20 protein-coding genes are annotated in these 22,117 nt (G+C 49.7%); 4 read left to right on the top strand and 16 right to left on the bottom strand.

All coding sequences use genetic code 11. The features are described 5' to 3' along the window. Window position 1: 1 nt before the first annotated feature. The 11 genes from gspM to gspC all read right to left on the bottom strand — a co-directional run bounded on the left by gspM (window position 2) and on the right by gspC (window position 10,673). Window positions 2–466, bottom strand: coding sequence for a type II secretion system protein GspM (gene gspM / locus EOE67_RS08170; protein ID WP_127698595.1), 465 nt, complete (start codon window positions 464–466; stop codon window positions 2–4). Beyond that, a complete protein-coding gene (gspL, locus tag EOE67_RS08175) occupies window positions 463–1,656 on the bottom strand; it encodes a type II secretion system protein GspL (protein ID WP_127698597.1) in 1,194 nt (397 codons plus the stop codon). The genes gspM and gspL overlap by 4 nt, the downstream gene beginning before the upstream one ends. Continuing rightward, entirely contained in the window at window positions 1,653–2,759 is a 1,107-nt protein-coding gene (gene gspK / locus EOE67_RS08180; protein WP_164852257.1) for a type II secretion system minor pseudopilin GspK, read from the bottom strand. Before gspK ends, gspL begins: the two co-directional genes overlap by 4 nt. Continuing rightward, window positions 2,756–3,361 carry a type II secretion system minor pseudopilin GspJ gene (gspJ, locus tag EOE67_RS08185; protein WP_240652747.1) on the bottom strand — a complete coding sequence of 202 codons (606 nt, stop codon included), beginning with the start codon at window positions 3,359–3,361 and terminating at the stop codon, window positions 2,756–2,758. Before gspJ ends, gspK begins: the two co-directional genes overlap by 4 nt. Further along, complete coding sequence (gene gspI, locus EOE67_RS08190; RefSeq protein WP_240652748.1) at window positions 3,354–3,737, bottom strand: type II secretion system minor pseudopilin GspI; 384 nt, start codon at window positions 3,735–3,737, stop codon at window positions 3,354–3,356. Before gspI ends, gspJ begins: the two co-directional genes overlap by 8 nt. After that, entirely contained in the window at window positions 3,727–4,404 is a 678-nt protein-coding gene (gene gspH / locus EOE67_RS08195; protein WP_127698602.1) for a type II secretion system minor pseudopilin GspH, read from the bottom strand. Before gspH ends, gspI begins: the two co-directional genes overlap by 11 nt. Then, window positions 4,404–4,838: a type II secretion system major pseudopilin GspG gene (gene gspG / locus EOE67_RS08200; RefSeq protein ID WP_068069851.1), complete on the bottom strand. Its 435-nt coding sequence runs from the start codon at window positions 4,836–4,838 to the stop codon at window positions 4,404–4,406. The genes gspH and gspG overlap by 1 nt, the downstream gene beginning before the upstream one ends. Window positions 4,839–4,842: 4 nt before the next feature. After that, the gene (gene gspF, locus EOE67_RS08205; RefSeq protein WP_127698604.1) at window positions 4,843–6,066 is read right to left on the bottom strand and encodes a type II secretion system inner membrane protein GspF; all 1,224 of its coding nucleotides are present in this window, start codon (window positions 6,064–6,066) and stop codon (window positions 4,843–4,845) included. Further along, entirely contained in the window at window positions 6,066–7,538 is a 1,473-nt protein-coding gene (gene gspE / locus EOE67_RS08210; RefSeq protein WP_164852261.1) for a type II secretion system ATPase GspE, read from the bottom strand. Before gspE ends, gspF begins: the two co-directional genes overlap by 1 nt. 84 nt (window positions 7,539–7,622) lie before the next feature. Continuing rightward, on the bottom strand, window positions 7,623–9,710 hold the full coding sequence (gene gspD / locus EOE67_RS08215) for a type II secretion system secretin GspD (RefSeq protein WP_127698608.1): 2,088 nt from the start codon (window positions 9,708–9,710) through the stop codon (window positions 7,623–7,625). 27 nt (window positions 9,711–9,737) lie between these two features. Next, window positions 9,738–10,673 carry a type II secretion system protein GspC gene (gene gspC / locus EOE67_RS08220; RefSeq protein WP_240652749.1) on the bottom strand — a complete coding sequence of 312 codons (936 nt, stop codon included), beginning with the start codon at window positions 10,671–10,673 and terminating at the stop codon, window positions 9,738–9,740. A 255-nt stretch (window positions 10,674–10,928) separates the two neighbouring features. On the opposite strand from gspC, the gene hslR reads away from it, so the two are divergent. Together hslR and hslO are read left to right on the top strand one after the other, a co-directional pair. Continuing rightward, a complete protein-coding gene (gene hslR, locus EOE67_RS08225; protein WP_068069921.1) occupies window positions 10,929–11,342 on the top strand; it encodes a ribosome-associated heat shock protein Hsp15 in 414 nt (137 codons plus the stop codon). Between the two features lie 17 nt (window positions 11,343–11,359). Further along, on the top strand, window positions 11,360–12,211 hold the full coding sequence (hslO, locus tag EOE67_RS08230) for an Hsp33 family molecular chaperone HslO (RefSeq protein WP_127698610.1): 852 nt from the start codon (window positions 11,360–11,362) through the stop codon (window positions 12,209–12,211). 146 nt (window positions 12,212–12,357) lie between these two features. Here the strand turns inward: hslO and EOE67_RS08235 are convergent, their stop codons facing one another. Continuing rightward, window positions 12,358–16,356: a rhombosortase-dependent M36 family metallopeptidase gene (locus tag EOE67_RS08235; protein WP_206099531.1), complete on the bottom strand. Its 3,999-nt coding sequence runs from the start codon at window positions 16,354–16,356 to the stop codon at window positions 12,358–12,360. Window positions 16,357–16,465: 109 nt separating this feature from the next. Between EOE67_RS08235 and EOE67_RS08240 the strand changes: the two genes are divergently transcribed. Continuing rightward, window positions 16,466–16,939 carry a hypothetical protein gene (locus tag EOE67_RS08240; protein WP_127698612.1) on the top strand — a complete coding sequence of 158 codons (474 nt, stop codon included), beginning with the start codon at window positions 16,466–16,468 and terminating at the stop codon, window positions 16,937–16,939. 347 nt (window positions 16,940–17,286) lie between these two features. Continuing rightward, the gene (locus tag EOE67_RS08245) at window positions 17,287–18,825 is read left to right on the top strand and encodes a phosphoenolpyruvate carboxykinase (RefSeq protein ID WP_127698614.1); all 1,539 of its coding nucleotides are present in this window, start codon (window positions 17,287–17,289) and stop codon (window positions 18,823–18,825) included. A gap of 136 nt (window positions 18,826–18,961) precedes the next feature. Here EOE67_RS08245 and envZ read toward each other — a convergent pair whose 3' ends face one another. The 4 genes from envZ to greB all read right to left on the bottom strand — a co-directional run bounded on the left by envZ (window position 18,962) and on the right by greB (window position 22,067). Further along, window positions 18,962–20,284, bottom strand: a complete 1,323-nt coding sequence (gene envZ, locus EOE67_RS08250) for a two-component system sensor histidine kinase EnvZ (RefSeq protein WP_127698616.1) — start codon at window positions 20,282–20,284, stop codon at window positions 18,962–18,964. Continuing rightward, window positions 20,285–21,010, bottom strand: a complete 726-nt coding sequence (gene ompR / locus EOE67_RS08255; protein ID WP_127698618.1) for an osmolarity response regulator transcription factor OmpR — start codon at window positions 21,008–21,010, stop codon at window positions 20,285–20,287. It abuts the gene before it with no gap. A 140-nt stretch (window positions 21,011–21,150) separates the two neighbouring features. Next, complete coding sequence (locus tag EOE67_RS08260; RefSeq protein ID WP_127698620.1) at window positions 21,151–21,456, bottom strand: VF_A0006 family four-cysteine protein; 306 nt, start codon at window positions 21,454–21,456, stop codon at window positions 21,151–21,153. A 101-nt stretch (window positions 21,457–21,557) separates the two neighbouring features. Continuing rightward, window positions 21,558–22,067, bottom strand: coding sequence for a transcription elongation factor GreB (gene greB, locus EOE67_RS08265; protein WP_231916806.1), 510 nt, complete (start codon window positions 22,065–22,067; stop codon window positions 21,558–21,560). Window positions 22,068–22,117 lie beyond the last annotated feature (50 nt).

The raw sequence follows: 22,117 nt of genomic DNA on the forward strand, positions 1-22,117 counted from the left end.
GTTATTCAATCAACATCCGGCGCACCCGCACCTGGCCTGGCGCGTCACCGGTGGCGATATCCAGCTGCACCAAACGAATACCATGCTGATACTGCAATTCGTGCAGCCAGCGGAGCAACTGGTCAAAGGCTAAATCCTCCAGCGACAACTGCAGTTGTTCGTTCTGCGGTTGCATCCGGCTGACCTGCACCTGAAAATTGCGCGACGTCTGCGATACCACTTCGGTCAAACTGGCTGACGTACGCACTGCGCTGCTTTGTTGCGACAATTTTGGCAGCTGAGTTTGCAACCAAATTAGTTGCGCGCGGGCATTTTCCGCGGCTTGTTGCTGGGTAATGCGGCTTTGATGCAGCGGTTGCCACAACAACCAATAAAACGCGCCAATCACTAACGCCACACCGCCGACACTGACTAAACGTTGTTCACGTGGCTGTAGTGAAGCCCACCATAATTTCAATTGTTTCATGCTTTGCCCCGCATCGTAATGGTGCCCTGCACTTTGCCATTGATGTTACTGAGCGCGCCTTGCTCCACCTGGAAACCCTGTTGTTGCAGCGCGTTTTTCAGCTGTTCGAAACTTTGGAAACCATCGGCTGTTGCCTGAAACCGCAGTTCGGCTTTTTTGCCATCAAACTTAAGATTATCCAACACTAAGCCTGGCTGCTGCGCTAACAACGGCTGCACTTGTGACAATAAACCAACCAGACTTTGGTTGGGATCACCACCGCCACTGGCCGCCAGTTTACGCGCGACGTTTTGTTTGAGATTAAACACCCGCTCATTCGGAAATTTACTTTTATACAGCGCCATTGCCGTTGCATTCGCGGCGGTCGCCTGGCGCTTAAATTGCCATGCTTCCAGCGCAATACTGGTCAGATACAGCACCAGACAAATCCCCGCCAGCGTGCCGGTTAATCGCCACTGTTGCCACAGTTTGTTCTGCGGCCGTTTTGGCGCGTAATCGCCTTGCAGCAAGTTAAAACTTTGCAGCGGCAGTTGCCGGGCCAATAATGCTAAGGGTAATTCGGCGGGCGCCAGCTGATGCACCTGCAGCAGATGCTCAGGCCAGGGGCTGTAACTTAATACTGAGGGCAAGGCTAACAGTCCCAGATAATCCGGCCACCAGCCAGTATCAATACAACTGACTTGCCAGGATCCCTGACGTAATAACCATTGCTCGCCACATTCAATCGCCACCGCCTGCTCTGGCATGTCTGGTAACAACAGTGCATCCGGGATCATCCGCAGCACAGCAAAACCGGCATCCTGCAACCAGCTTAACCAGCTTTCCAACACCGAGCGGCGTACGACAGCAACTTGCTGCTGATGCTGATTATTCACCAGCAACGATTTCCCCTGCACGATCAGCAATTGTTCGATATCTTCAGCCTGATCTTCTTCCAGCATAAACGGCAGCGCCTGCAGCAATTGCCGGGTCGGTTTACCAGGTAACACAATGGTTTTCAGCACCACATCACAAGCGGGTACCAGCGCGATCACTGGTCTTTGACCAAGGCGCTGCGCCAGTTCCGGCAGTTCTGTTGCTTGGGCTAAGCGGCCAGAAGCGATGACTTCGTCGGTCAGCGGCGACCAGACCAGCCACTGCACCGGCTGCGTCACCAGACTACCCAGTCTGATAATTAGTTGTTCATTCACCCTTGGCCTCCAAAGCGCCGAGCGACCACCTGTACTTGATTGTCATTAACTTTTAATACCGAGGTCAATTTAAAACTACTGTCCGCTAACTGTACCGTCAGCTCCGCCTGAAAATAACTGGAAGTCACACTGAATAACGTCTTACTTTCATCACTCAGCTGCAAGCCACTGAGCTGGCTGCTGGCAAAAAACTGTTCAAGATTTTCATAACCTTTTTCCGGCCTTGCAGCAATTAACGCCAGGGCATCATCTTCAGATAAACCAGGAATTAACCCGGACAACAAAGCCGCCTGTTGCTCAGTGATGGTATTCACATTTAACTGCAACACACTTTGCTGTGGGATCACACAGACCAAAGGCGCGACCAGCGCATAATCAGCGGCGGTCATATCCAGCAACACCCGAAGTTCCGATTTACTCACCATCAGACTGTTAGCGGTGTAATACGGAAATTCCAGCGCAGCATAATCATTTTCTTCAGCACCACCGGCGCTTTGCAACGCCGTATCAGCGTCCAGCCAGTCGGTCAACCGCGCCACCAGATACTCCGCCGGCATCGATAGCTCAGTTGCCGATTGCTCCAGCAAACGCTGAAAACTTAGTTGTGCCGGCGTTTGTGGAGCAACGCCTTTGGCATTGGGCTGCGGCGTTTTATCTTTGCTTTCGTTGCCAGCTTGCTGGTCTTGCTGCTGATTTTCGCCCTGTTCCTGATCGCGATTTGGATCCCGGTCACCGCCCGGCTGCAGCGGTTCCTGTGCTTTTTGCAGCGCGTTTAAATTAAAGCAACTTTGTAAGTCGGTAATTTTGCCACTGATACTGCCTTGCTCCACCGGAAAAGTCGCACCTTGCGCCGCCCATTCCTGTGACAAATTAACGGTATCTTTGCCCACAGCAGTACGTTTAAGCAGATTTCTGGAAAACTCTTCCGCACCTAACGCCAACCATAATGCTTGCTGCCGGTCTTGTAAGTTCAGCTGGCGTTGCAGTTGCAATTGCAAGCGACCGCTCATACTGACCGCAATCACCACCACCAGCGCGACCACCATCAGCACGGCAATTAAGGCCACTCCTTGTTGGTGCTGTTTCCTGGCTGCAAATATCATTTGCTCAGCCCCTCTGGCATGGCGAATACCCGCTCCAGCTCACCGGTGCTTTGCTGGCTCAGCTGAATTTTCAGCGCCTTAGGCAAAATCGCGTTGTTCCAGCTTTCCTGCCAGACCCCTTCAGCATCGAGGAATCTCACTTTCAGGCTGTCGATATCTTCCAGCAATACCTGTACCTGCGGTTCGGTGCCGGTGACCGCATCCGGATACAGATAAAACATCCGCTCCAGCTTATTTTCTTTCAGACGGTAACCCACCAACTGCACTTCACTGCGTGGCAGAATCATCCCGGGATTGGTCCAGCCAGCGTGACTGAACGATAAACCATCATCATCACTTTCCAGCCAGTTCTGACCTCCGGCTAAAGTCGTTTTATTCGGCGCTTCGCCACTGACCCGAATGTGTCTTGGTGTGATTTGCCATAAATCACGGTCCAGCATCATCATCGCCTGCTGCAACCGTTGTAAGCGCGCCATCGCCTGTTGCGAGGCGGTATCGCTGCGTGTCACGCTGTCGAGCACCGCCACTGAAGCCAGCCCAATCAACGCAAAAATGGCTGAAGCCAGCAGCATTTCAATAAAGGTAAAACCACGGCTATTCATCAGTTTTACCAACAAAAGTTTGCAGGCTATAAAGCACCCTGGCCGGTTCATTCGCCGGACTGACACTGACTTTCAACTGCCGGAAATTTGGATCCGGCGTTTCAGTGCTTTGTTGAACCCAGATCCAATGACGATTCGCCATCGTCACCTCGCCTTGCAGCGATTTTTCCGGTGGCCATTTTTTTTCTAGTTTGGCGAGTTGCAGCTGATTTTCAGCAATAAAACTGACAATGGTCATTTCTTCCAGTTGTGTCACCGCCCGGATATGTTCGGTGGTCGCCCGCATCACCGCCACCCCGGCAATCGCGAAAATCGCCATCGCCACCAAAAGTTCAATTAACGTAAAACCTTTACTTGCAAGTCGGTTACCGTTCACGGCTCACCTCAGTGCGCTCCAGCGGAATGCTGAACACCGCTTTGAGCTGCTGACTCCAGACCGGGGACTCAGTGTCATCCCGTACCGTCAGCAAAAATGGCGTCACTTCGCCGGATGACAACAAATAAACCTGTGGCAATTTTGGATCATCCTTTTGCCGCGGTGCTATTTCAAAACCGGTGCGCAGTTTAGGCGCCGCCGTGTTGCCCTCTTCCGTAGCTTGTTTGAGTTTTTCCGCTTCCCGCTGGTCAAAACTGTTTTCTTCAAACAGGGTTTCTTCTTCTTCCTGCCATTCCAACTGACTTAACAAATTGCCTTCGCTCCACTCCAGTCCTTCCAGCTCCAGTTCAATTTTATAACCGGGCGGAAACTGTCGTGGTCGCAACGATTTTGGCTCACTGATGCTGTGCCATTTATCATCCTGAAACAGCATAAACCGGTAACCTTCGTTGTCGACAAACAGCCCGAGTTCCTGCTGTTTTAACATCGCCGTTTCCGAAGCGATATGAATAAGCTGCTGCAATTGCCCGGTTTGGGTTACCAGCTGTTTATCCCGGCTTTCACCGCTGAAATTAATCACCACGGCCGACGCCAACAGCCCAATCAACAGGATCACCAGCAATACTTCGATTAAGGTAAAACCCGCGTTCAGGCGTTGGTGTTTCATTAATTTTGTTGCTCAGCGCCGTCCAGATTCCAGTTGCCGATATCATCTTCGGTGCCGGCAGTCTGATCTGGCCCCATCGAAAACACGTCAATCCGGCCCATTTCACCAGGGCTCGCCAGTTGATATTCGCCGCCCCAAGGATCTTTTGGCAGACGCTTCACAAAACCACCTTCCGGGAACGAGCGTGGAATAGGCTCGCTGGTCGCTTGGGTCACCAGGGCTTGCATCCCTTGTTCAGTGGTTGGGTAAAAACCGTTGTTTAGTTTGTACAAATCCAGACCATTCTCCAGTTGCTGAATATCAACCACCACTTTCTGGCGGTCGGCCTGTTCTTTATTACCCATCAGATTTGGCACCACCATACTGGCGATAATGCCTAAAATCACGATAACGACCATCACTTCCAACAGAGTAAAACCACGTTGTTGTTGCATCTTGCTAACCTCCTCCTACTAAATTATTCAACGCTAAAATTGGCTGTAAAATGGCCAATACAATAAATAACACCATGCCTGCCATCACCGAGACCAGCACCGGTTCAAACACTTTTAATGAGACCGTCACCAGGGTTTCAAATTCACGGTCCTGGGTATTGGCAGCTCGTTCTAACATGCCATCAAGCTGGCCACTTTTTTCACCGCTGGCAATCATATGCAACATCATCGGCGGAAATAGCTTGGTTTGATCCAGCGCATTACGCAGCGACGTGCCCTCGCGCACCCGCAAGGTTGCTTCAGCAATGGCCTGGCGCATAAAGGTATTGTCCAGCACATCGGCACTTATGCGCATAGCTTCGAGTAGCGGCACGGCGCTGGCGTTCAAAATACTTAAAGTGCGGGCAAAGCGGGCGGTATTCAGACCACGGCTAACCTTCCCCAGCATGCCGGCTTTGAGTAACAACCGGTCGTACTTCAGCCGGTACGCTGGCTGACGCAGTGCCCGTTTTAACGCGGCGATGCCGATAAACAACCCCGCCAGCACAAAGACTCCGTAAGAACGGATAAATTCGCTGGCAGCAATCAGGAACAAAGTCGCGCCGGGCAGGTTTTGTCCCATGTGTTCAAATTGCTCAACGATTTTTGGTACCACAGCCGCCAGCAAAATACTGATCACCGCAATGGCAAAAAACGTCAGAATCGCCGGATACAATAGCGCCTGCATAATTTGACTGCGCATATGCTGGCGTTGTTCAGTGTAATCAGCCAGCCGGTTCAGTACCGCGTCCAGGTGCCCGGATTTTTCACCGGCAGCCACCATCGAGCGGAATAAATGGTCAAATACATACGGATATTCGGCTAAACCTTCGGCCAGGCTATAACCTTCCACCACTTTGGAGCGCACGCCCATCATCATGCTTTGCAAACGCGGTTTTTCACATTGCTCGGCCACCGCCTGCAACGCATTTTCAATCGGTAACGCCGCTTCGACCAAGGTAGCAATCTGGCGGGTGATCAGCGCTAAATCGCTGGCGCTGATGCCGCTTTGAAACCACTTTTTGCCGCTGGCCAGCATTTTTTCCTGCTGCGATGCCAGATCCAGACTAAGTGGTGTTAGTTTTTGGTCGCGTAACAATTGCCGGGCATGACGGGCGTTATCTGCTTCCAGCACACCTTTGCTTTTGCGGCCTTTATTGTCCAGCGCCTGATATTCAAATGCCGCCACTATGCATCCTCACGCGTCACCCGCAGCACTTCTTCCAGCGTGGTGATGCCGGCCAGTACTTTGGAAAAACCATCCTGCCGGATACTCGGGCTTTGGCTTCTGATGTATTTTTCAATCGCCTGCTCACCTTTGCCGTTGTGAATAAGTTCACGGCAATGTTCATCAACCACAATCAGTTCGTGAATACCGGTCCGGCCACGATAGCCGGTCTGATTACATTGTTCACAACCGACGGCGCGAAAAATCAGCTGGCCTTCTTTTTTGGTGATACCAAGGAAGTTACGCTCTTCTTTGTCCGGCTCATGCGCTTGTTTGCAGTGTGGGCATAAAGTCCGCACCAATCGCTGTGCCAAAACACCCAGTAAACTGGACGATAATAAAAAGGGTTCCACCCCCATATCTTCCAACCGGGTAATAGCGCCGGAAGCGGTGTTGGTGTGCAGGGTGCTGAGCACCAGGTGACCGGTTAAACTGGCTTGCACCGCAATTTGCGCAGTTTCTAAATCGCGGATTTCACCGACCATCACCACGTCTGGATCCTGACGCAAAATTGCACGCAGACCACGGGCGAACGTCATATTCACTTTGGTATTGACCTGAGTTTGACCAACACCTTCCAGCTCATATTCAATCGGATCTTCGACGGTCAGAATATTACGGTCTTTGGTGTTGATATCAGTAAGACCTGCATACAGCGTGGTGGATTTACCAGAGCCGGTGGGCCCGGTGACCAGAATAATGCCGTGCGGTTTCAAAATTTGCCGGGCGAATTGTTCCTGCACCGCCAGGGTCATGCCCAAATCAGCCAGGTTCAGATGTGAATTATTTTTGTCGAGTAACCGCATTACTACCCGTTCGCCATGGCTGGATGGCATGGTGGAAACCCGCACATCAACCGCCCGACCAGCAATCCGCAGACTAATGCGGCCATCCTGGGGTACGCGTTTTTCAGCGATATCCAGCTTCGCCATGACCTTAATACGCGATACCAGTAAGCTGGAGAGTTTGCGGTTTGGCCTGAGCATTTCACGCAAAATGCCGTCGATTCGAAACCGCACCACTAAGGCTTTTTCAAAGGTTTCAACGTGAATATCTGAAGCGCCGAGTTTAATCGCTTCACCGAGCATGGCGTTAATCAGCTTGATGATCGGCGCGTCGTCTTCGTTTTCCAGTAAGTCTTCGGTTTCCGGAATTTCATCAGCTAAGGACGCTAAGTTCACCTCGTTGCCAATGTCTTCCATAATTTGTTGGGCTTCGCTGGAGTCCCGCTGATAGGCGGCTTCCAGCATGGCTTCAAATTCCACCGCACTGATTTTTTGCACTGCAAACGGCTGCGCCAGTACCCGCCGCACTTCTAAGAGCGCTGCGGCATTGGTATTGGGGTTGATCAACAGTTGCCAGCCGTTGGCAACCTGCTGCAACAACACACCGTGGCGTTTGGCAAAACCAAACGGCAGGCGCACTCTGGCCATGACATGCGCAGGTACATCCGTTGGCTCGGCTGTCGAAGCAAACTCAGCCGTCGCCAGTTCTGTTTCCAGTTCCAGGCCGACCATTTAGTTTTGTTCCTGCTCTTGCTTTTTCACCGGTGCCATTTCATCCAGCTTTTTCTGAATTTCCGGTGGTAGCTCACGTTCCTGACCCCATACCGGCATCTGCGGTTTGTCGGTGTCCGGCATTAATTTAATGCCGTTGTCCTGCTCGGTCAGCTGCTGTGCACGCATATAGTTGTATTTGCGTTGGCTGACTTCGTTCATTACCCCACCTTCACGCATAATAGTCGGACGGATAAACACCATCAGATTACGTTTGCGTTTGGTGGTGCTGGTCGAACGGAACAAATGTCCAAGCACCGGAATATCACCGAGCAGCGGTACTTTGGATTCACTTTCCTGTACGTCTTCGTCAATCAGACCGCCAAGCACCACAGTGGCACCATCTTCGGCCATTACCGTAGTTTTAATTTCGCGTTTGCTGATGATCGGATTGCCTTCAATTTCACCGGCACGGCCTGACACTTCCTGCTCGATGGTCAGCTTCACCGCATTACCTTCGTTGATTTGCGGTGTGACCTTTAACTTGATACCAATTTCCTGCCGATCCAGCGTGGTAAAGGGGTTATTGCCGCCCTGGCCCGGACTGGTAGTAGTTTTAATTGGAATTTCTTCACCGACAATAAAATACGATTCCTGGTTATCCAGCGTAGTTAAGTGCGGTGTGGCCAGAATATTAGAGTTACTGTCACTGGAAACGGCTTGAATAATCGCGCCCCAGTCGTTTTTGATGATACCAAGCATTGCACCATTTAAACCACCCAACGCTTTACCAAGCGCCTCATAATTACCTGGGGTATCTGCATCCTGCACTTCTGTACTCGGTACATCTGGGATTGTCGACTGTACCACTCGCTTAGGTGGCGTAACTTTCCTGGCCGCGGCAGCACCGGCAGCTAAGCTACTGATCGGAATACCCGAATTTGTAAACTGCTGCATTCCGCCTTCAGCACTAATCCACTGCACCCCAAGGTTAATCCCGGCCGTTTCGCCAACTTCAACAATAATGGCTTCCACCAGCACCTGCGCGCGGCGCACATCAATCTGGCGGATCACATCCTCTAAGCTTCTAAGCATGTCTGGCTGGGCGGTGACCACCACCGAGTTACTTTCGGTATGGCTTTCAATACTGACATCGCTACGCCCACCGCTGCTGCGGCTTTGCCCCGCAGCCTGTCCTTGCGCTGGCGCCGCTTGTGCCGATACCATCGAATTACTGACACCTTGCAGTACCTTGACCAGGTCTTCGGCTTTAGCGTATTTCAGATAATAAACCCGGGTGTTGCCCTGATTTTCCTGCTGCGCGTCCAGCCGTTTGACGATTTCTGCCACCCGCTGCCGGGCCTGTAATTCACCGGAAACTATCACGCTGTTAGTGCGCTCATCAGCAACAATTTTTGGGATCAAAAACTCGGGCTGGTCACCCTGACCTTGTTTTTTGTAGACGTTATCTAAAATCCGCACCACTTCGCCTGCCGAAGCAAAGCTCAGTTTGATGATTTCAATATCTTGGTTACCGGCTTTATCAACCCGCTGAATAATATCAACCAAGCGGTTCACGACTTCGGCCTGACCGGTCATCATGATGACGTTTGATGGATCATAGTTGACCACGTGGCCACCACCGGCCTGATCGGTAAACTGGCGCAGTAGCGGTGCTAATTCACGTACTGATACGTTTTTCACCTGCACCACGCGGGTGACCATTTCATCGCCGATCCCGCCATTGTTGTCGCCAACCACCGGGATATTCGACATTTTGGCGTCTTTTTGCCGCACCACTTTCAGCACGCCACTTTTCATCTCGACCACTGAGAAATCGTAGACTTCCAGCACGTTAAGGAAAAACTGGTAATACTGTGCTTCGTTCAGCATTTCGTAGCTGCGCACATTAATGCGGCCACGCACCTGCGGGTCGACGATGATGGTTTTGTTCAGATTTTTACCAACGATATTAATAAACTCGTTGATTTCAGTGCCTTTGAAGTTCGGTTGATATTCAACTGCAGCGGTGAAAAAACTCAGCAGGGCCAGGGCGCCTGCGCCCAGCCAGGACCAGGCGGCCGGACGACGGATTGTCTTTAAATTCATTGAGTGCGAACCATTATTAGCTGATGATTATTGTGACAGTGTAAATAAAACATCTTTTATCTCACCGTCACGTTCCACTTTGATTGAGGCTTCTTTTGCCTCGCGTAATTCATTGATGATGCCGTAGGCCTGCTGCATATCGTTCAGCCGCACACCATTAATTTCAATTGCCACGTCGTTGGGCATTAACCCCATCCGCGCAAATAATTCCGGATCTTTGCCGGGTAACAACGCATAACCGTACATCTGGCCGTTGCGATGGCGTGGTGTGACGCGGACATAATCAAAAAACTTGGCTGGTTCCGCCAGCATTTCGCGGCGCACCACATTCAAATCAGCTTGCGCCGGACTCATTTCCATCGGCTCCGGCGCACCTGGCACTTCCTGCAACCCTTCGCCGACCGGCGCGTTATCCTGACTCAGTTGCTGGTATTCCAGACCATCCAGCATCAGGGTTTCAAAACGACCACTGACCTGCAGCAGCACCCGATCTTCCAGCACTTGTTTCAGGCTGGCGTTAGTGCCTTCAATTTGTTCATCCACCGCGTACACTTGCTCAACGCCATTGCTTTCAATAATGGCTGTGCCTTGTTCCGGTTGGTTTTTGGTGGCGACAACGCCGGTCAGTTTGACATTCAGATTGGTTTTCGGGGCTTCTGTCACTGCAGCAACAGCCACAGGTTCTGACGATTTCTCCTGAAACTTACCGAATAAATGCGCAGCTAATAAAGCGTCGAGTGACGGTGAGCCAGTGACAGCAGAAGTGGAGACCAGCTCCGGCTGGATTTGTGACGATACCGTCGGCGCAGGCCAGAGTAACCAGGTCAGTCGTGCTGCCAGCCAGGCCAGCAGCAACACCAAAACCAGGCTAAAAAACCGGTTCAGTCGCTGCGTCGGAACCCGTTTTGAAAAACGGGTGGCCAGGGTCATCCAGTCAATTTGTTGTAAGGTGGGCAAATTCATTGTTTCTAATTCTATTCTCGACCAAATTCAATCTTACTCAGTTGCACCTGTATCAACAAGGGCAGACGGAGAATTTACTAAAAAATAACAACTTAATACAACAGCGTATCGACCTTTGACAGATCCAAACTACAACAAGCTGTGGTGTGGCGCCGCAACAAAACTTGTCTGCTACCATCGGTAAAACAGCCGACAGTCATGGAGGCAGACTACGCTTTATGCTATGGTCGCGCCAGCTATTTACGGGGATTATTGATGTCGAACTCAACCGCAAAGCCGAACGATACCACAGCCATATTACGTTTAGATAAATGGTTATGGGCCTGCCGCTTCTATAAAACGCGCAGCCTGGCAAAAGACATGATTGATGGGGGAAAAGTTCAGTATAATGGCCAACGTTGTAAAGCCAGCCGCAATGTTGAACTCGGGGCCACCATCAAACTAACTCAGGGCACTGACGAGCGCACCGTGCTGGTGAAGGGATTATCCGAACAAAGGCTGGCAGCGCCACTTGCGCAGCAACTCTATGAAGAAACAGCCGAAAGTATCAAATTACGCGCTGAGCGCGCCGAACTTCGCAAAATGAATGTGTTATTTGCGCCGCACCCGGAGACCAAACCGGATAAAAAAATGCGACGCCAACTGTTGCAGCTAAAATCGCAACAATAATCGACTATGAGGATTTTATGAGTCAGTCTGATCAACTGGTACGATTTTTATTCCGCGAAAAAGATGTTCGCGGTGAAATAGTCAAAGTGGCACAAAGCCTCGATTTGATGCTGCAAAACCATCAATACGCCTTGCCGGTGAAACGGCTGTTGGCTGAATTAGTGGCCGCCACCAGTTTATTAACCGCCACGCTGAAATTTGAAGGCAATATTGCGGTGCAGGTACAGGGCGATGGCCCGGTCAGATTTGCGGCGGTCAATGGCAATAACCACCAGCAATTTCGCGGCGTGGTGCGGCTGCAAAGTGAAATTAAAGGCGACAGTTTTATTGACTTGATTGGCGAAGGTTTTTTGCTGGTCACCGTCACCCCCGAACAAGGTGAACGTTATCAGGGCGTGATCCCAATTTCTGGCAATAGTCTGGCCGATACGCTGGAAGCCTATTTTAATCAGTCCGAACAATTACCGACCCGTATTTATTTACATACCGATATTCAGGCAGGTCATGCCAAAGCGGCCGGTTTGTTATTACAGGTACTGCCGGTTGATCAAGAACAAGCCAAGCTTGATTTTGCCGACATCGTGACACTGGCCGATACCACCACTGCAGATGAGTTACTGCAATTGTCAGTGGAAGATATGTTGTTCCGGCTGTTTCACCAGGAAGTGGTCGAGTTATTTCCGGCCCAAGATGTTGAATTTGTCTGCGGTTGCTCCCGCGAAAAATGTGAAGCGGCCATTATCAGCCTGGGTCAGCAAGCGATTGAAGAGCATATTGCCGAAGGTAAACTGGAGATTTGCTGTGAATACTGCAACACCACTTACCACTTTGATGCACCGGCGCTCATTCAGCTGGCAAAAAATTTCTGAGCATAACGCCAGCCCAGCTACAAATAGCTCCTGCCAGGGGGCTGCCGCAGTAAAAACCACCTCCACAGAAGGTGGTTTAAAATTGATCATAAAAAAACACCGAAGCAAGCTTCGGTGTTTTTTATTCAGTAATTAATCGGCTTTAATCAGCTTTTCCTGCGACGCAGCAAAGCGAATGGAACCAGAATCAGCGCAAACCAGCCCAAACTACCACCTTTGGGTGAGCGATTTGTTGAAATCGGAGGTGCCGGGTCAGGAATGTTGTTAACTTTAACTCCAACGGTCGATTTCACACTAACTTTGCCATCACTGACGGTTACTTCGAAGTTCAGTGTTTCACTGGCGGCGCTAATCAGCGGGGTTTTCACCGTCGCTTCAGCCGTGCTGCCATTACTGATAACTGCAGTGGTGCCTGATAACTGCTTCCAACTGTACGTCAGTTTATCTGCTGCGTTAGCGTCCTGCGCAGCTACCGTCAACTTCACTTCTGCGCCTTCATTCACCTCTGCTACACTGCTGCTGGTTTTGGTAATGACAGGTGTGCGGTTATCACAAGGCAGACTGTTTCCTGCCACAACATCAGAGAACACTGATGTTGTGATATTCTGAACTTTCACGTTATCGATAAACCAACCGTCACTATTGCTATTTGAGTCAGATACTGCACGGAAGCGGAACTTCACGGAGTTGCCATTTAAGGCCGCGCCAAAATTAATTGACTCATTAGCACCGAAGTTTTCATTTAAAGGCCCGGTAAAGGCTTTACGACCCGGCAGTAATTCCTCCAACTCGTTATCATAACCACCGTCAAATTTAGCATATACCGGCTGACCAGCACTGGTGCCAACTTGAACTTTAGTTACATCTTTCCAGGCTCCACCGTTGATGCTGATTTCAACCACACCACCATCATAATTGGTTTCGAAGTTATAGTAATGCCAGAAACTTAGTTTGAAATCGGCACCATAACCCAGGTCAAAAGCTTTAGTTTCATAAGCAACATCTGAGGTAAAACCATTGTTTGCAATGTGCATGTACTGCGACCCGACCTGATGTCCGCGACTGGCAAAGAAGGCCGCGTTAGTACCATCCATCGCACGGCTGTTTTTAGCCAAATCACCACCAACTAACACCACTTCTTTGAAATTATTCAAGCTGGCATAGTCTTCCATATCATCCAGGCTTTCCTGGTTTACCGGCGCCCGGTCTTTGAAATTAAGGTTGACGAGGTCAGACAGGCTATATTCTGCAGTCACAACGTCTTCGGCCAGACCCGGGAAGCTGAGTTTAAAGCTCACCTCATCTGCCACTGTTGCTCCTTCCAATTTGAATTCGAGTGGGGTTGTACTCGCTGTTTTAAAGACGCCTACATTCGGCAGTGTAATTTCACCGTTGTTGGCAAAAGTAACGTTCTGACCACTGGTGACTTCAACTTTTGCTTTGATATTACTCAGGGCTTTATCACCGCGGTTAGTGATGTTGAAGCTTATGGTTCCGGTTTCGCCATTATCGAGAATGCCGTTATTTGTACAGAAACCTGCCGTAAGCCCTTCGTAATTACGGTTGATGCTGTGACCGGACACATCAAAAGTATTCAGTTCAGTTTTTGTAGATTCAACCACACCCTTATGCTGAGGGTCATCACGATTTGGCGCCTTGGCACCCAAACCCATACCACGATCAGCAAATGCTTTGAGCAGCAGTTTATAGTCCGCTGGATCTTTAGCATAAGCAGCGGCCAGAATCGCATCCCTGGCTTCAGTGTATGTTGGACCGACCGGGGTCATTTTATAACCGTTCACCAGATATCCCATCATCCGGTGCTTGGCTTCATTGAAGCTGTGCCGATCATCATTTACCAGATTGACAAAACCATCCCACAACATTGTTGCCCACACTTCACCTGCAGAGTGGACCTGTGCGGCGCCTGTGGTTTGATCAACAAAAACACCACGACCCACTTCGATGAATCTGAAGGTTTTTTCGTTAACTTCACGGTCTTGCGAATAAGGCACACTGCGAATCCCATAATAGAACGAATCTACGTAGGAAATAGCAGCGTATGCACGTTGCAGTTTATCGTTGCCCGGAAGTTCCAAATCTTTGGCTTCAGAGACGGTCAGCAGAGCATGGAAATCACCCCAACCTTCGCCCATTGAACGGCCTTGGTTGTTGTACAGACCATTACCATTACCAACTAAACGGTTACTGATGTAGTGACCCCATTCATGAGAAACGATCGCATTGTCCCACGAACTATCTTTGAATGGACGGCTGTTAAACAAATTCAGTTCAACTGTTTTGCCAGCGGCAATCGCTGCGTACAACTTGTTGCCATCTGCCAGTGAAATGCCAACGTTTGGTATTTTAACCACTGGGTCACTGCCACCCATCCCAGGTAATCCGGCAGCAGCGTTGTTAACCACGATGACTGCAATAGCGCCGGCATTTTGCGCTTGTTTAACCTTCTCAGTAAAAGGGCATGTGCCTCGATCGACGATAGCAATTTTCCCAACCAAGCTGGCGCCATTGACAGCAGCTGTACAGCCATCACGCGTTGGCGCAATGCCGTCGTCAAGCACCACCAGTTGGCCAGAAATATTAAACTGCCCCTGACCAAAACTTGAGCGTTGTAATGCCGTAATGCTGATCGATTCGCCGCTTGCGGTCGCAGTTAAGCCGTAGTCTTCACCAAAAGTCGCATCTTTGCTGTCCCACAGATACATTTGCATCCGCGGTGAGCGGCCATCAGCCGGGGTAGACATGTTCGCGTTGTTAAATCCGGAGTTGTCCTGGACTTCAGCCTTTAATGGATCTCCTTCAACACCACCACGCCCAAAATTTACTAACTGCGCATTGCCAGACTTTTCGTCAAAACCGTAGTCGTAAAAAAGGTCGTGTAAATAGTTGTTCATGTAGAACAGGTTGACGATGGCTGCTTTACGGTTATTCAGTGACGTTTCAGGCTCGCTGGTACGATACTTATAGTCGAATATCCCTGCAGCTGTAGTTTCTGCGGCATAATCGCCGTCTGTTAAGCCATCCGGAGCCACAACATCGGCATAGGCGGTAACATTATTTCCGCTGGTGGTCGTTGCGGCTACATCTAACCAGCCATCTTTAGTGCTGATCGGGCCGTGGGACAATTTAACCAGTGGCGCCGCCAGATATGCTGTTGCATCTACCTGATCGGCACTGGTCGCAGGGACTACGTTGCCATGCGGACCATCCCACGGAGTTCCATCCTGCCCAGCATAAACACGATATTGGAAATCTGCGGCATGTGCTTTTAAATTATTCTTAAACAGCACTTCCCCGGTTTCGCTGGAAATGACGTAACTGTAGTAATCAGATTCAACCGAGCCTTCAGCAGCAACTTCGATCTCTACATAATGAGCAGGAACCAGTTTCTGTTTTTGTTCAAAATAAACTGCTTTCGCCCGTGGTTCACCAAGAAGTCTTACGGACGACTTTTGATTCTCTGCGGTGAACACCTGGTAAGCATCTGCCGATTCCAGAGTGGTTAAAGAAATTTGTTGTTGATCACCGCCAGCTGCGGAAAAAGCATTGAGGATAGCGGTATCTGCATTGCTAAACTGTGTAAACGCAGCACTTTTGGTCGCTGACGCTGACGCCAGAGTGCCGGATCCGGCAACCAGATTAAACTCAGCATCCATCAGGATGTTATATTCTCTATTAAATACCTCAACACCTTGATAATCCTGGCGAAATTTGGCTATTTTTACGCCATCATCACCTTGGTACGAACTAACAAGTACCGGTTTTAACTGATTCAGACTACCCTTACTGATAGCGCCGGTTAACGAATTCAGATAATGGCTTGCAGCTACTTCGATTTGATGTTCAGGAGCTACGGCAGACAAATTCGGTACCGTCAATCCTTCCGGAGCCCAGGCAAAAGTTGTCTGGTTACTGATGGCATCAATCTGGTTTTTCATACCTGAGACAGTCTTCGCCTGTTGGGCAGGTTTTACCGCAATCGATTGGATTGAGTCTGACACTGAATTAAATTCAGTGGCGGCCAGGGCTGAATGAGGAGTTGTGATTGCTGCAGTGACAATTATTGCCAGTGCAGAACGTTTGAAGTGCATCATGCATGTTCCTTTAGTTTTTTTAGTTAACATATTTTTATAGAGGAGTTAATGGTATACCTTTTCTTACATTCAATTTCAATATGTCTTGATCAAGTAAACGTATTAGTTTTAGCCTGACTTTTTCATTTTCGGAAACTTTATGAAGAAAATTTTTTCAGCCTGTATGTTTATTTTTATTTGCACAGCCATCGGCGAAACGTCCGTGTCGGCTGCCGAAACGCGACCAGTCAAATCAATGGTCTTAACTCAGCCTGAAAAAACCGTGCTGAATAAGTTGCAGCGCGACACCAGTACCATTTCAATAAATGGTAGGAAATTCAAACTATTATCTGAACAGAGCGACCACTGGTTACTCTATGACCAACAAATGTCACAGTACTGCATCACCTTAAATATGTTAGTTGTAGTCTCAGAACAGTTGCAGGAGCTTTTGGAAACAGCAGGAGTCAAATACCAAAGTGAGCATTGGCAGAAGCTGGCTGACCACACATATCAATGGACCGGCAGTTTTCCGGCAACTCAGCGGCTGTACCAAAAGTTAAAACGCCAGCCAAATATTCAACTTGAGTGGCAGCTACAATACCTACCGTTGTCGAGACACGACGAAAGTTAAACGGTTAGTGGCGAGGCCTGGTGTAGAGTGATAAGAAGTCTCTTTTAAAACCCGTGCTTTGGCGCGGGTTTCTTTTTAGGGCAAATTGCTGCTGTGGTTCGCAGGTGCCAAACAGATATTTTCGTAAGTCGGCCTGTAATAATTATTCGCCAACACCAAAACAAACCAACTAAACCGCATAAAAATGTGAATTTATATTCAATTATTGCTAATAAACGCCGTTACACCCAAGATCTTAGTCGCATAGCACAAACTTTCTGTCGCCGAAACTGTCGACTTACAGTAGAATGCTGTGAAAACATCTACCACCTACAACACAAACTCTGTACCCAAGGAGTCAGCTGATAATGACCGCTCAAACTATTCGTCACGTCGATTTAACCGTCGCCGATCTGGTGGAACACGCCATTCGTCGTCAGGAAGGTATTTTGGCCGATAACGGCGCATTAGTGGTCAAAACTGGTCATCGCACTGGTCGTTCACCTAAAGACCGTTATATCGTCAAAGAAGCGACCACTGAACAAGATATTCAGTGGGGCAATGTGAACCAACCGGTATCAGCTGAAGTGTTTAATGCACTGTGGGACAAAGCAGCAACTTACCTGTCAGATATTGAACATTTTGTGTCTCATTTAGAAGTCGGTGCCGATCCTGAGCATTACCTGCCAGTGATCGTGCAAACCGAAACTGCCTGGCAACATGTGTTTGCCAAAAACCTGTTTATCACCCCAGCTCAGTGGAATACCTCGGGTAAAGCAGCATGGCAAATCATCAACGTGCCAGGTTTCACTTGCGTGCCTGAGCGTGATGGCACCAACTCAGACGGCACGGTCATGATTAATTTCGCTGATCGCAAAGTGTTGTTAGCGGGCATGCGTTACGCTGGCGAAATGAAAAAAGCGATGTTCTCTGTCCAGAACTTCCTGTTACCAGCCAAAGGCGTGCTGCCAATGCACTGCTCGGCGAACGTTGGTGATGAAGGCGATGTGACGTTATTCTTTGGTCTGTCTGGCACGGGTAAAACAACTTTATCAGCCGATCCAAAACGCAACCTGATTGGCGATGACGAACACGGTTGGGCACCGAACAGCGTGTTTAACATTGAAGGCGGTTGCTACGCTAAATGTATCGACCTGTCGAAGAAAAACGAGCCGGTGATTTGGGATGCTATCCGTTTTGGTACCATTCTGGAAAACGTGGTACTGGATGCGAACCGCACCCCAGATTACAAAGACGCCAGCCTGACCCAAAACAGCCGCGCCGCTTACCCGTTAGCCCACGTTGAAAAACGCGTGCTGGCCAACCGTGCTGGCGAGCCTCGTGCTGTAGTATTCCTGACCTGTGACGTATCAGGTGTGTTACCGCCAGTTTCAGTGTTATCTGAAGAAGCAGCCGCTTACCACTTCTTAAGTGGTTACACGGCGAAAGTGGGTTCCACTGAAATTGGCTCCACTTCAGCCATTGAATCAACTTTCTCAACTTGTTTTGGTGCACCGTTCTTCCCACGCCCAGCTGGCGTGTACGCTGAACTTCTGATCAAACGGGTTCGTGAATTTGGCAGCAAAGTTTATCTGGTGAATACCGGCTGGACTGGCGGCCCGCACAGCGTGGGTAAACGTTTTGACATCCCGACCACCCGCGCCATTATTGACGCTATCGTGTCTGGTGAACTGGCGAAAGTGGCTACGACGCATTTGCCACAGCTGAACCTGAACATTCCGGTCGCAATTCCTGGCGTTGACAGCAAGCTGTTAAACCCACGGGATACCTGGGCTGACCAAGCACAATATGACCAATACGCAGCCAAACTGGCGGCGGAATTTGCCAATAACTTCAAGAAATACGATGTTTCTGAAGCTATCCGTAATGCAGGCCCGAAAGCCTGAATATAATTTCAGCCGCCAACGACGTCAGCACGTCGTTGCGCCACTGAATTGACAAAAGCGCCAGTTGGCGCTTTTTTGTTGTCTGAATATCAGCGACATTCCAGAGTCTGTGGTCCTTAATCGTCAGATACCAAAATTAGCTATTTGCTTTGCCACGTTGTTTCAATGGCAAATAAACCGTTGCCACTAAACCGCCAAACGCATGATTGTGCAGGGTAATTTCGCCCTGATGCATATCAACAATTTTCTTAATGATCGCGAGACCCAACCCAGAGCCGGAACTACCGCGGGCAGTATCGCCCTGAGTAAAGGGTTCAAACATCTGCGCCATCTGGGTTTCCGGAATGCCGGGGCCGTGATCCCGCACCTGCACATAAACCCGCTGACTGCCTTTTTCATAACCGGTACTGACCACAATACTACCTTCTGAATACTTAAAAGCATTTTCAATCAGGTTGGTTAGCACCCGTTTCAGCGCAATCCGCCGCAGTGGCACCAGCGGTAAATGATGGGCAAGTTCAGTCACCACCTCGCGCTGTTGCAGTCGCTCAGCACTGATTTGCTCGCTGACCAGCACATTAATATCTTCATCGGTCAGCACTTCTTCTTTGTGATGGCGGATGTAATTAATAAACTGGTCGATAATGGCGTTCATATCGTCAATATCGTTGGCGATGCCATCGCGGATCCAACTGTCTGGCTCACTCATCATTTCACTGGCGAGCCGGATGCGGGTCAGCGGCGTGCGTAAATCGTGTGACACCCCGGCCATCAGTAACGCCCGGTCTTTTTCCAGCTGTTTGATACCTTTGGCCATATGGTTAAAGGCGCGGGTTACCGCAATAATTTCGCTGGAACCGGCTTCAGGTAACGGTTCCGGAATATCGCCGCGCCCCACCTTCAACGCCGCTTGCTGCAAGCCCTGCAACGGTCGGTTCAGCTGCCGCGCAAACCACCAGCCGCCGGCGACGCTTAAAAAGCCAATCAGCAGAATGTAAATTTGCAGAGGTTTAAAATCGGTGTCGTTGAGGCCACTCAAAGGAATACGTACCCAATATTGCGGGGCTTGTGGCGGCCGCACCCAGAACACAAAACTCTGGCTTTGTTCGATGCGAACTTCGGCAGTGCCGCCAAGTTCACGCGACATATCATCGGAAAAAGATTGGTAAAAAATGGCCTGCTGCAAGCCATGTTGTTGCGCCTGGGTTTCGTTATAAACCTCAATGCCGGTGGCTTGCTGGAATCTTTTGGTGAGCTGCTCTGACAACACCATGTCGTCATAACCAACATCGATAAAAACTACTTTAATCTGCTTGGCAATCAAATGGTTGGTTTGCTGCAGAAATGGCTGAATAACATAAACCGCCACCAGAAAGTACGACACCAACTGGTTTATCAGCAGTAAAAAGCCGATCAGAAAAACGGTTTTGCCAAAGGCACTGCGGGGTAACACGCGCATTTAACTGGCGACACCATCCGGTACAAACACATAACCCAGGCCCCACACGGTCTGAATATACCGTGGATTGGCTGGATCATCTTCAATCATCCGCCGCAATCTGGACACCTGCACGTCAATGCTGCGCTCCATTGCCGAATAATCCCGCCCACGCGCCATATTCATCAGCTTATCGCGCGACAACGGCTCACGGGCATGGCTAACCAGTACTTTGAGCACCGCAAATTCACCACTAGTCAGCGGCATCAGCTGATCGTCTTTTTTCATTTCACGGGTGGCGAGGTTAAAACTGAACGGGCCAAATTTGACCAGCGTTTCTTCCTGCGTTGGTGCGCCAGGTAATTCTTTTGATTTACGCCGCAGTACAGCGCGGATCCGCGCCAGCAATTCACGTGGGTTAAAAGGTTTTGGCAGGTAATCGTCAGCGCCCATTTCCAGGCCGATGATCCGATCCACTTCATCGCCTTTGGCGGTGAGCATAATGATCGGAATTTCATTTTCTTGCTGGCGCAACTTGCGGCAAATCGACAGGCCATCTTCACCAGGCAACATCAGATCCAGTACCAGCAAATGGAAGTTTTCGCGCTCCATCAACCGGGTCATTTGTTCGAAATTGGCGACACTGCGAACGATGTACCCTTGTTCAACCAGATAACGTTCTAATAATGAACGTAACCGCATGTCGTCATCTACGACCAGAATCTTGGTGGTTTCCTGAGTTTGCATAAGCTGCGACCTTGTAACAATTTTCCTAACTAATTCCTCACTATAAACCAAAAAGCGCAGCGGGCGACATGTCCGGCAGGCTTTGTGTGTTACAAATCATGTCAGATGGCGACTGCAGCAGTCGCGAATGGTCATTGCGGCTAAGAACGCCGGAAATCGTGTTTGCTGGCACAGGCGCCAAGTATATCCGGCACTGCGCTGTCGGTTTCGACTGGCGGTAAATAACTGAGCACACAACGGAAATATTCTTTTTTACGCGGTAACATCAGATTGTCACGATGTACTTTGTCACAAGCCTGCCGAATTCTGGTGACCACTTGCTCTAATTGCACCTTCGGCTGATGCTCCAATAAACATTGTTGATAATCTGCTTCTTCGTCGGCAAGTACTGCGGTGCTGCCGAACAGACCAACCATCACACAGCTGACTAACATAGGTTTTTTCATCGCTTTCCCCGCTTCTGAATTCGTTGCTGAGCTTGTCTGAAACGACCTTAGCAAGGCGCTGTTAATTGCCGCTGAACATGCCGCCGTTGCAATGTGGGCAGCTAGGGCGTAGCGGGCAGCTTTGGATACTGAATATCCAACACCAACCATTCCTTGGCACCCGTCGGCGTTTGCACCACAAAACTATCATCCACCTGCTTTTTTAACAGCGCCCGCGCCATCGGTGCATCAATCGAGATGTAATCAGTACGACCATATATTTCATCCGGCCCGACAATCCGAAATTTCAGCAGCTGACCGTCGTCGTCTTCAATTTCCACCCAGGCGCCAAAAAATACTTTGCCTTCTTGCTGTGGCGAATAATCGACGATTTGCAGATCTTCCAGCCGCTTGCGCAAGTACCTGATCCGGCTGTCTATTTGCCTTAATTGACGCTTGCTGTATTGGTAGTCTGCATTTTCGGAACGGTCGCCTAAACTTGCCGCCCAGGTGACGATTTTGGTCACTTCCGGCCGTTTTTTAAACCACAGCTCGTCGTGCTCGGCTTTGAGCGCATTGTAGCCTTCACGGGTGATCAGCTTCGTTTTAATGATGACTGGTTTTGGTTTCACTGCTTAACTCTGCTCCTGCACATGGTGAATTCTGCTGCTCTCATGACCTT

It is taken from the genome of Rheinheimera riviphila, assembly GCF_004005945.1.
GTDB lineage: Bacteria > Pseudomonadota > Gammaproteobacteria > Enterobacterales > Alteromonadaceae > Pararheinheimera > Pararheinheimera riviphila.

What these genes read in the sequence shown, in the direction of transcription:
- EOE67_RS08235 (WP_206099531.1), bottom strand. Translation starts at nt 16,356, where the DNA reads ATGTTAACTAAAAAAACTAAAGGAACATGCATGATGCACTTCAAACGT.
- gspJ (WP_240652747.1), bottom strand. Translation starts at nt 3,361, where the DNA reads ATGAATAGCCGTGGTTTTACCTTTATTGAAATGCTGCTGGCTTCAGCC.
- gspG (WP_068069851.1), bottom strand. Translation starts at nt 4,838, where the DNA reads ATGCAACAACAACGTGGTTTTACTCTGTTGGAAGTGATGGTCGTTATC.
- EOE67_RS08260 (WP_127698620.1), bottom strand. Translation starts at nt 21,456, where the DNA reads ATGAAAAAACCTATGTTAGTCAGCTGTGTGATGGTTGGTCTGTTCGGC.
- gspC (WP_240652749.1), bottom strand. Translation starts at nt 10,673, where the DNA reads ATGAATTTGCCCACCTTACAACAAATTGACTGGATGACCCTGGCCACC.
- EOE67_RS08240 (WP_127698612.1), top strand. Translation starts at nt 16,466, where the DNA reads ATGAAGAAAATTTTTTCAGCCTGTATGTTTATTTTTATTTGCACAGCC.
- hslO (WP_127698610.1), top strand. Translation starts at nt 11,360, where the DNA reads ATGAGTCAGTCTGATCAACTGGTACGATTTTTATTCCGCGAAAAAGAT.
- gspK (WP_164852257.1), bottom strand. Translation starts at nt 2,759, where the DNA reads ATGATATTTGCAGCCAGGAAACAGCACCAACAAGGAGTGGCCTTAATT.
- EOE67_RS08245 (WP_127698614.1), top strand. Translation starts at nt 17,287, where the DNA reads ATGACCGCTCAAACTATTCGTCACGTCGATTTAACCGTCGCCGATCTG.
- gspM (WP_127698595.1), bottom strand. Translation starts at nt 466, where the DNA reads ATGAAACAATTGAAATTATGGTGGGCTTCACTACAGCCACGTGAACAA.
- gspE (WP_164852261.1), bottom strand. Translation starts at nt 7,538, where the DNA reads ATGGCCAGAGTGCGCCTGCCGTTTGGTTTTGCCAAACGCCACGGTGTG.
- gspH (WP_127698602.1), bottom strand. Translation starts at nt 4,404, where the DNA reads ATGAAACACCAACGCCTGAACGCGGGTTTTACCTTAATCGAAGTATTG.
- hslR (WP_068069921.1), top strand. Translation starts at nt 10,929, where the DNA reads ATGTCGAACTCAACCGCAAAGCCGAACGATACCACAGCCATATTACGT.
- ompR (WP_127698618.1), bottom strand. Translation starts at nt 21,010, where the DNA reads ATGCAAACTCAGGAAACCACCAAGATTCTGGTCGTAGATGACGACATG.
- envZ (WP_127698616.1), bottom strand. Translation starts at nt 20,284, where the DNA reads ATGCGCGTGTTACCCCGCAGTGCCTTTGGCAAAACCGTTTTTCTGATC.
- gspD (WP_127698608.1), bottom strand. Translation starts at nt 9,710, where the DNA reads ATGAATTTAAAGACAATCCGTCGTCCGGCCGCCTGGTCCTGGCTGGGC.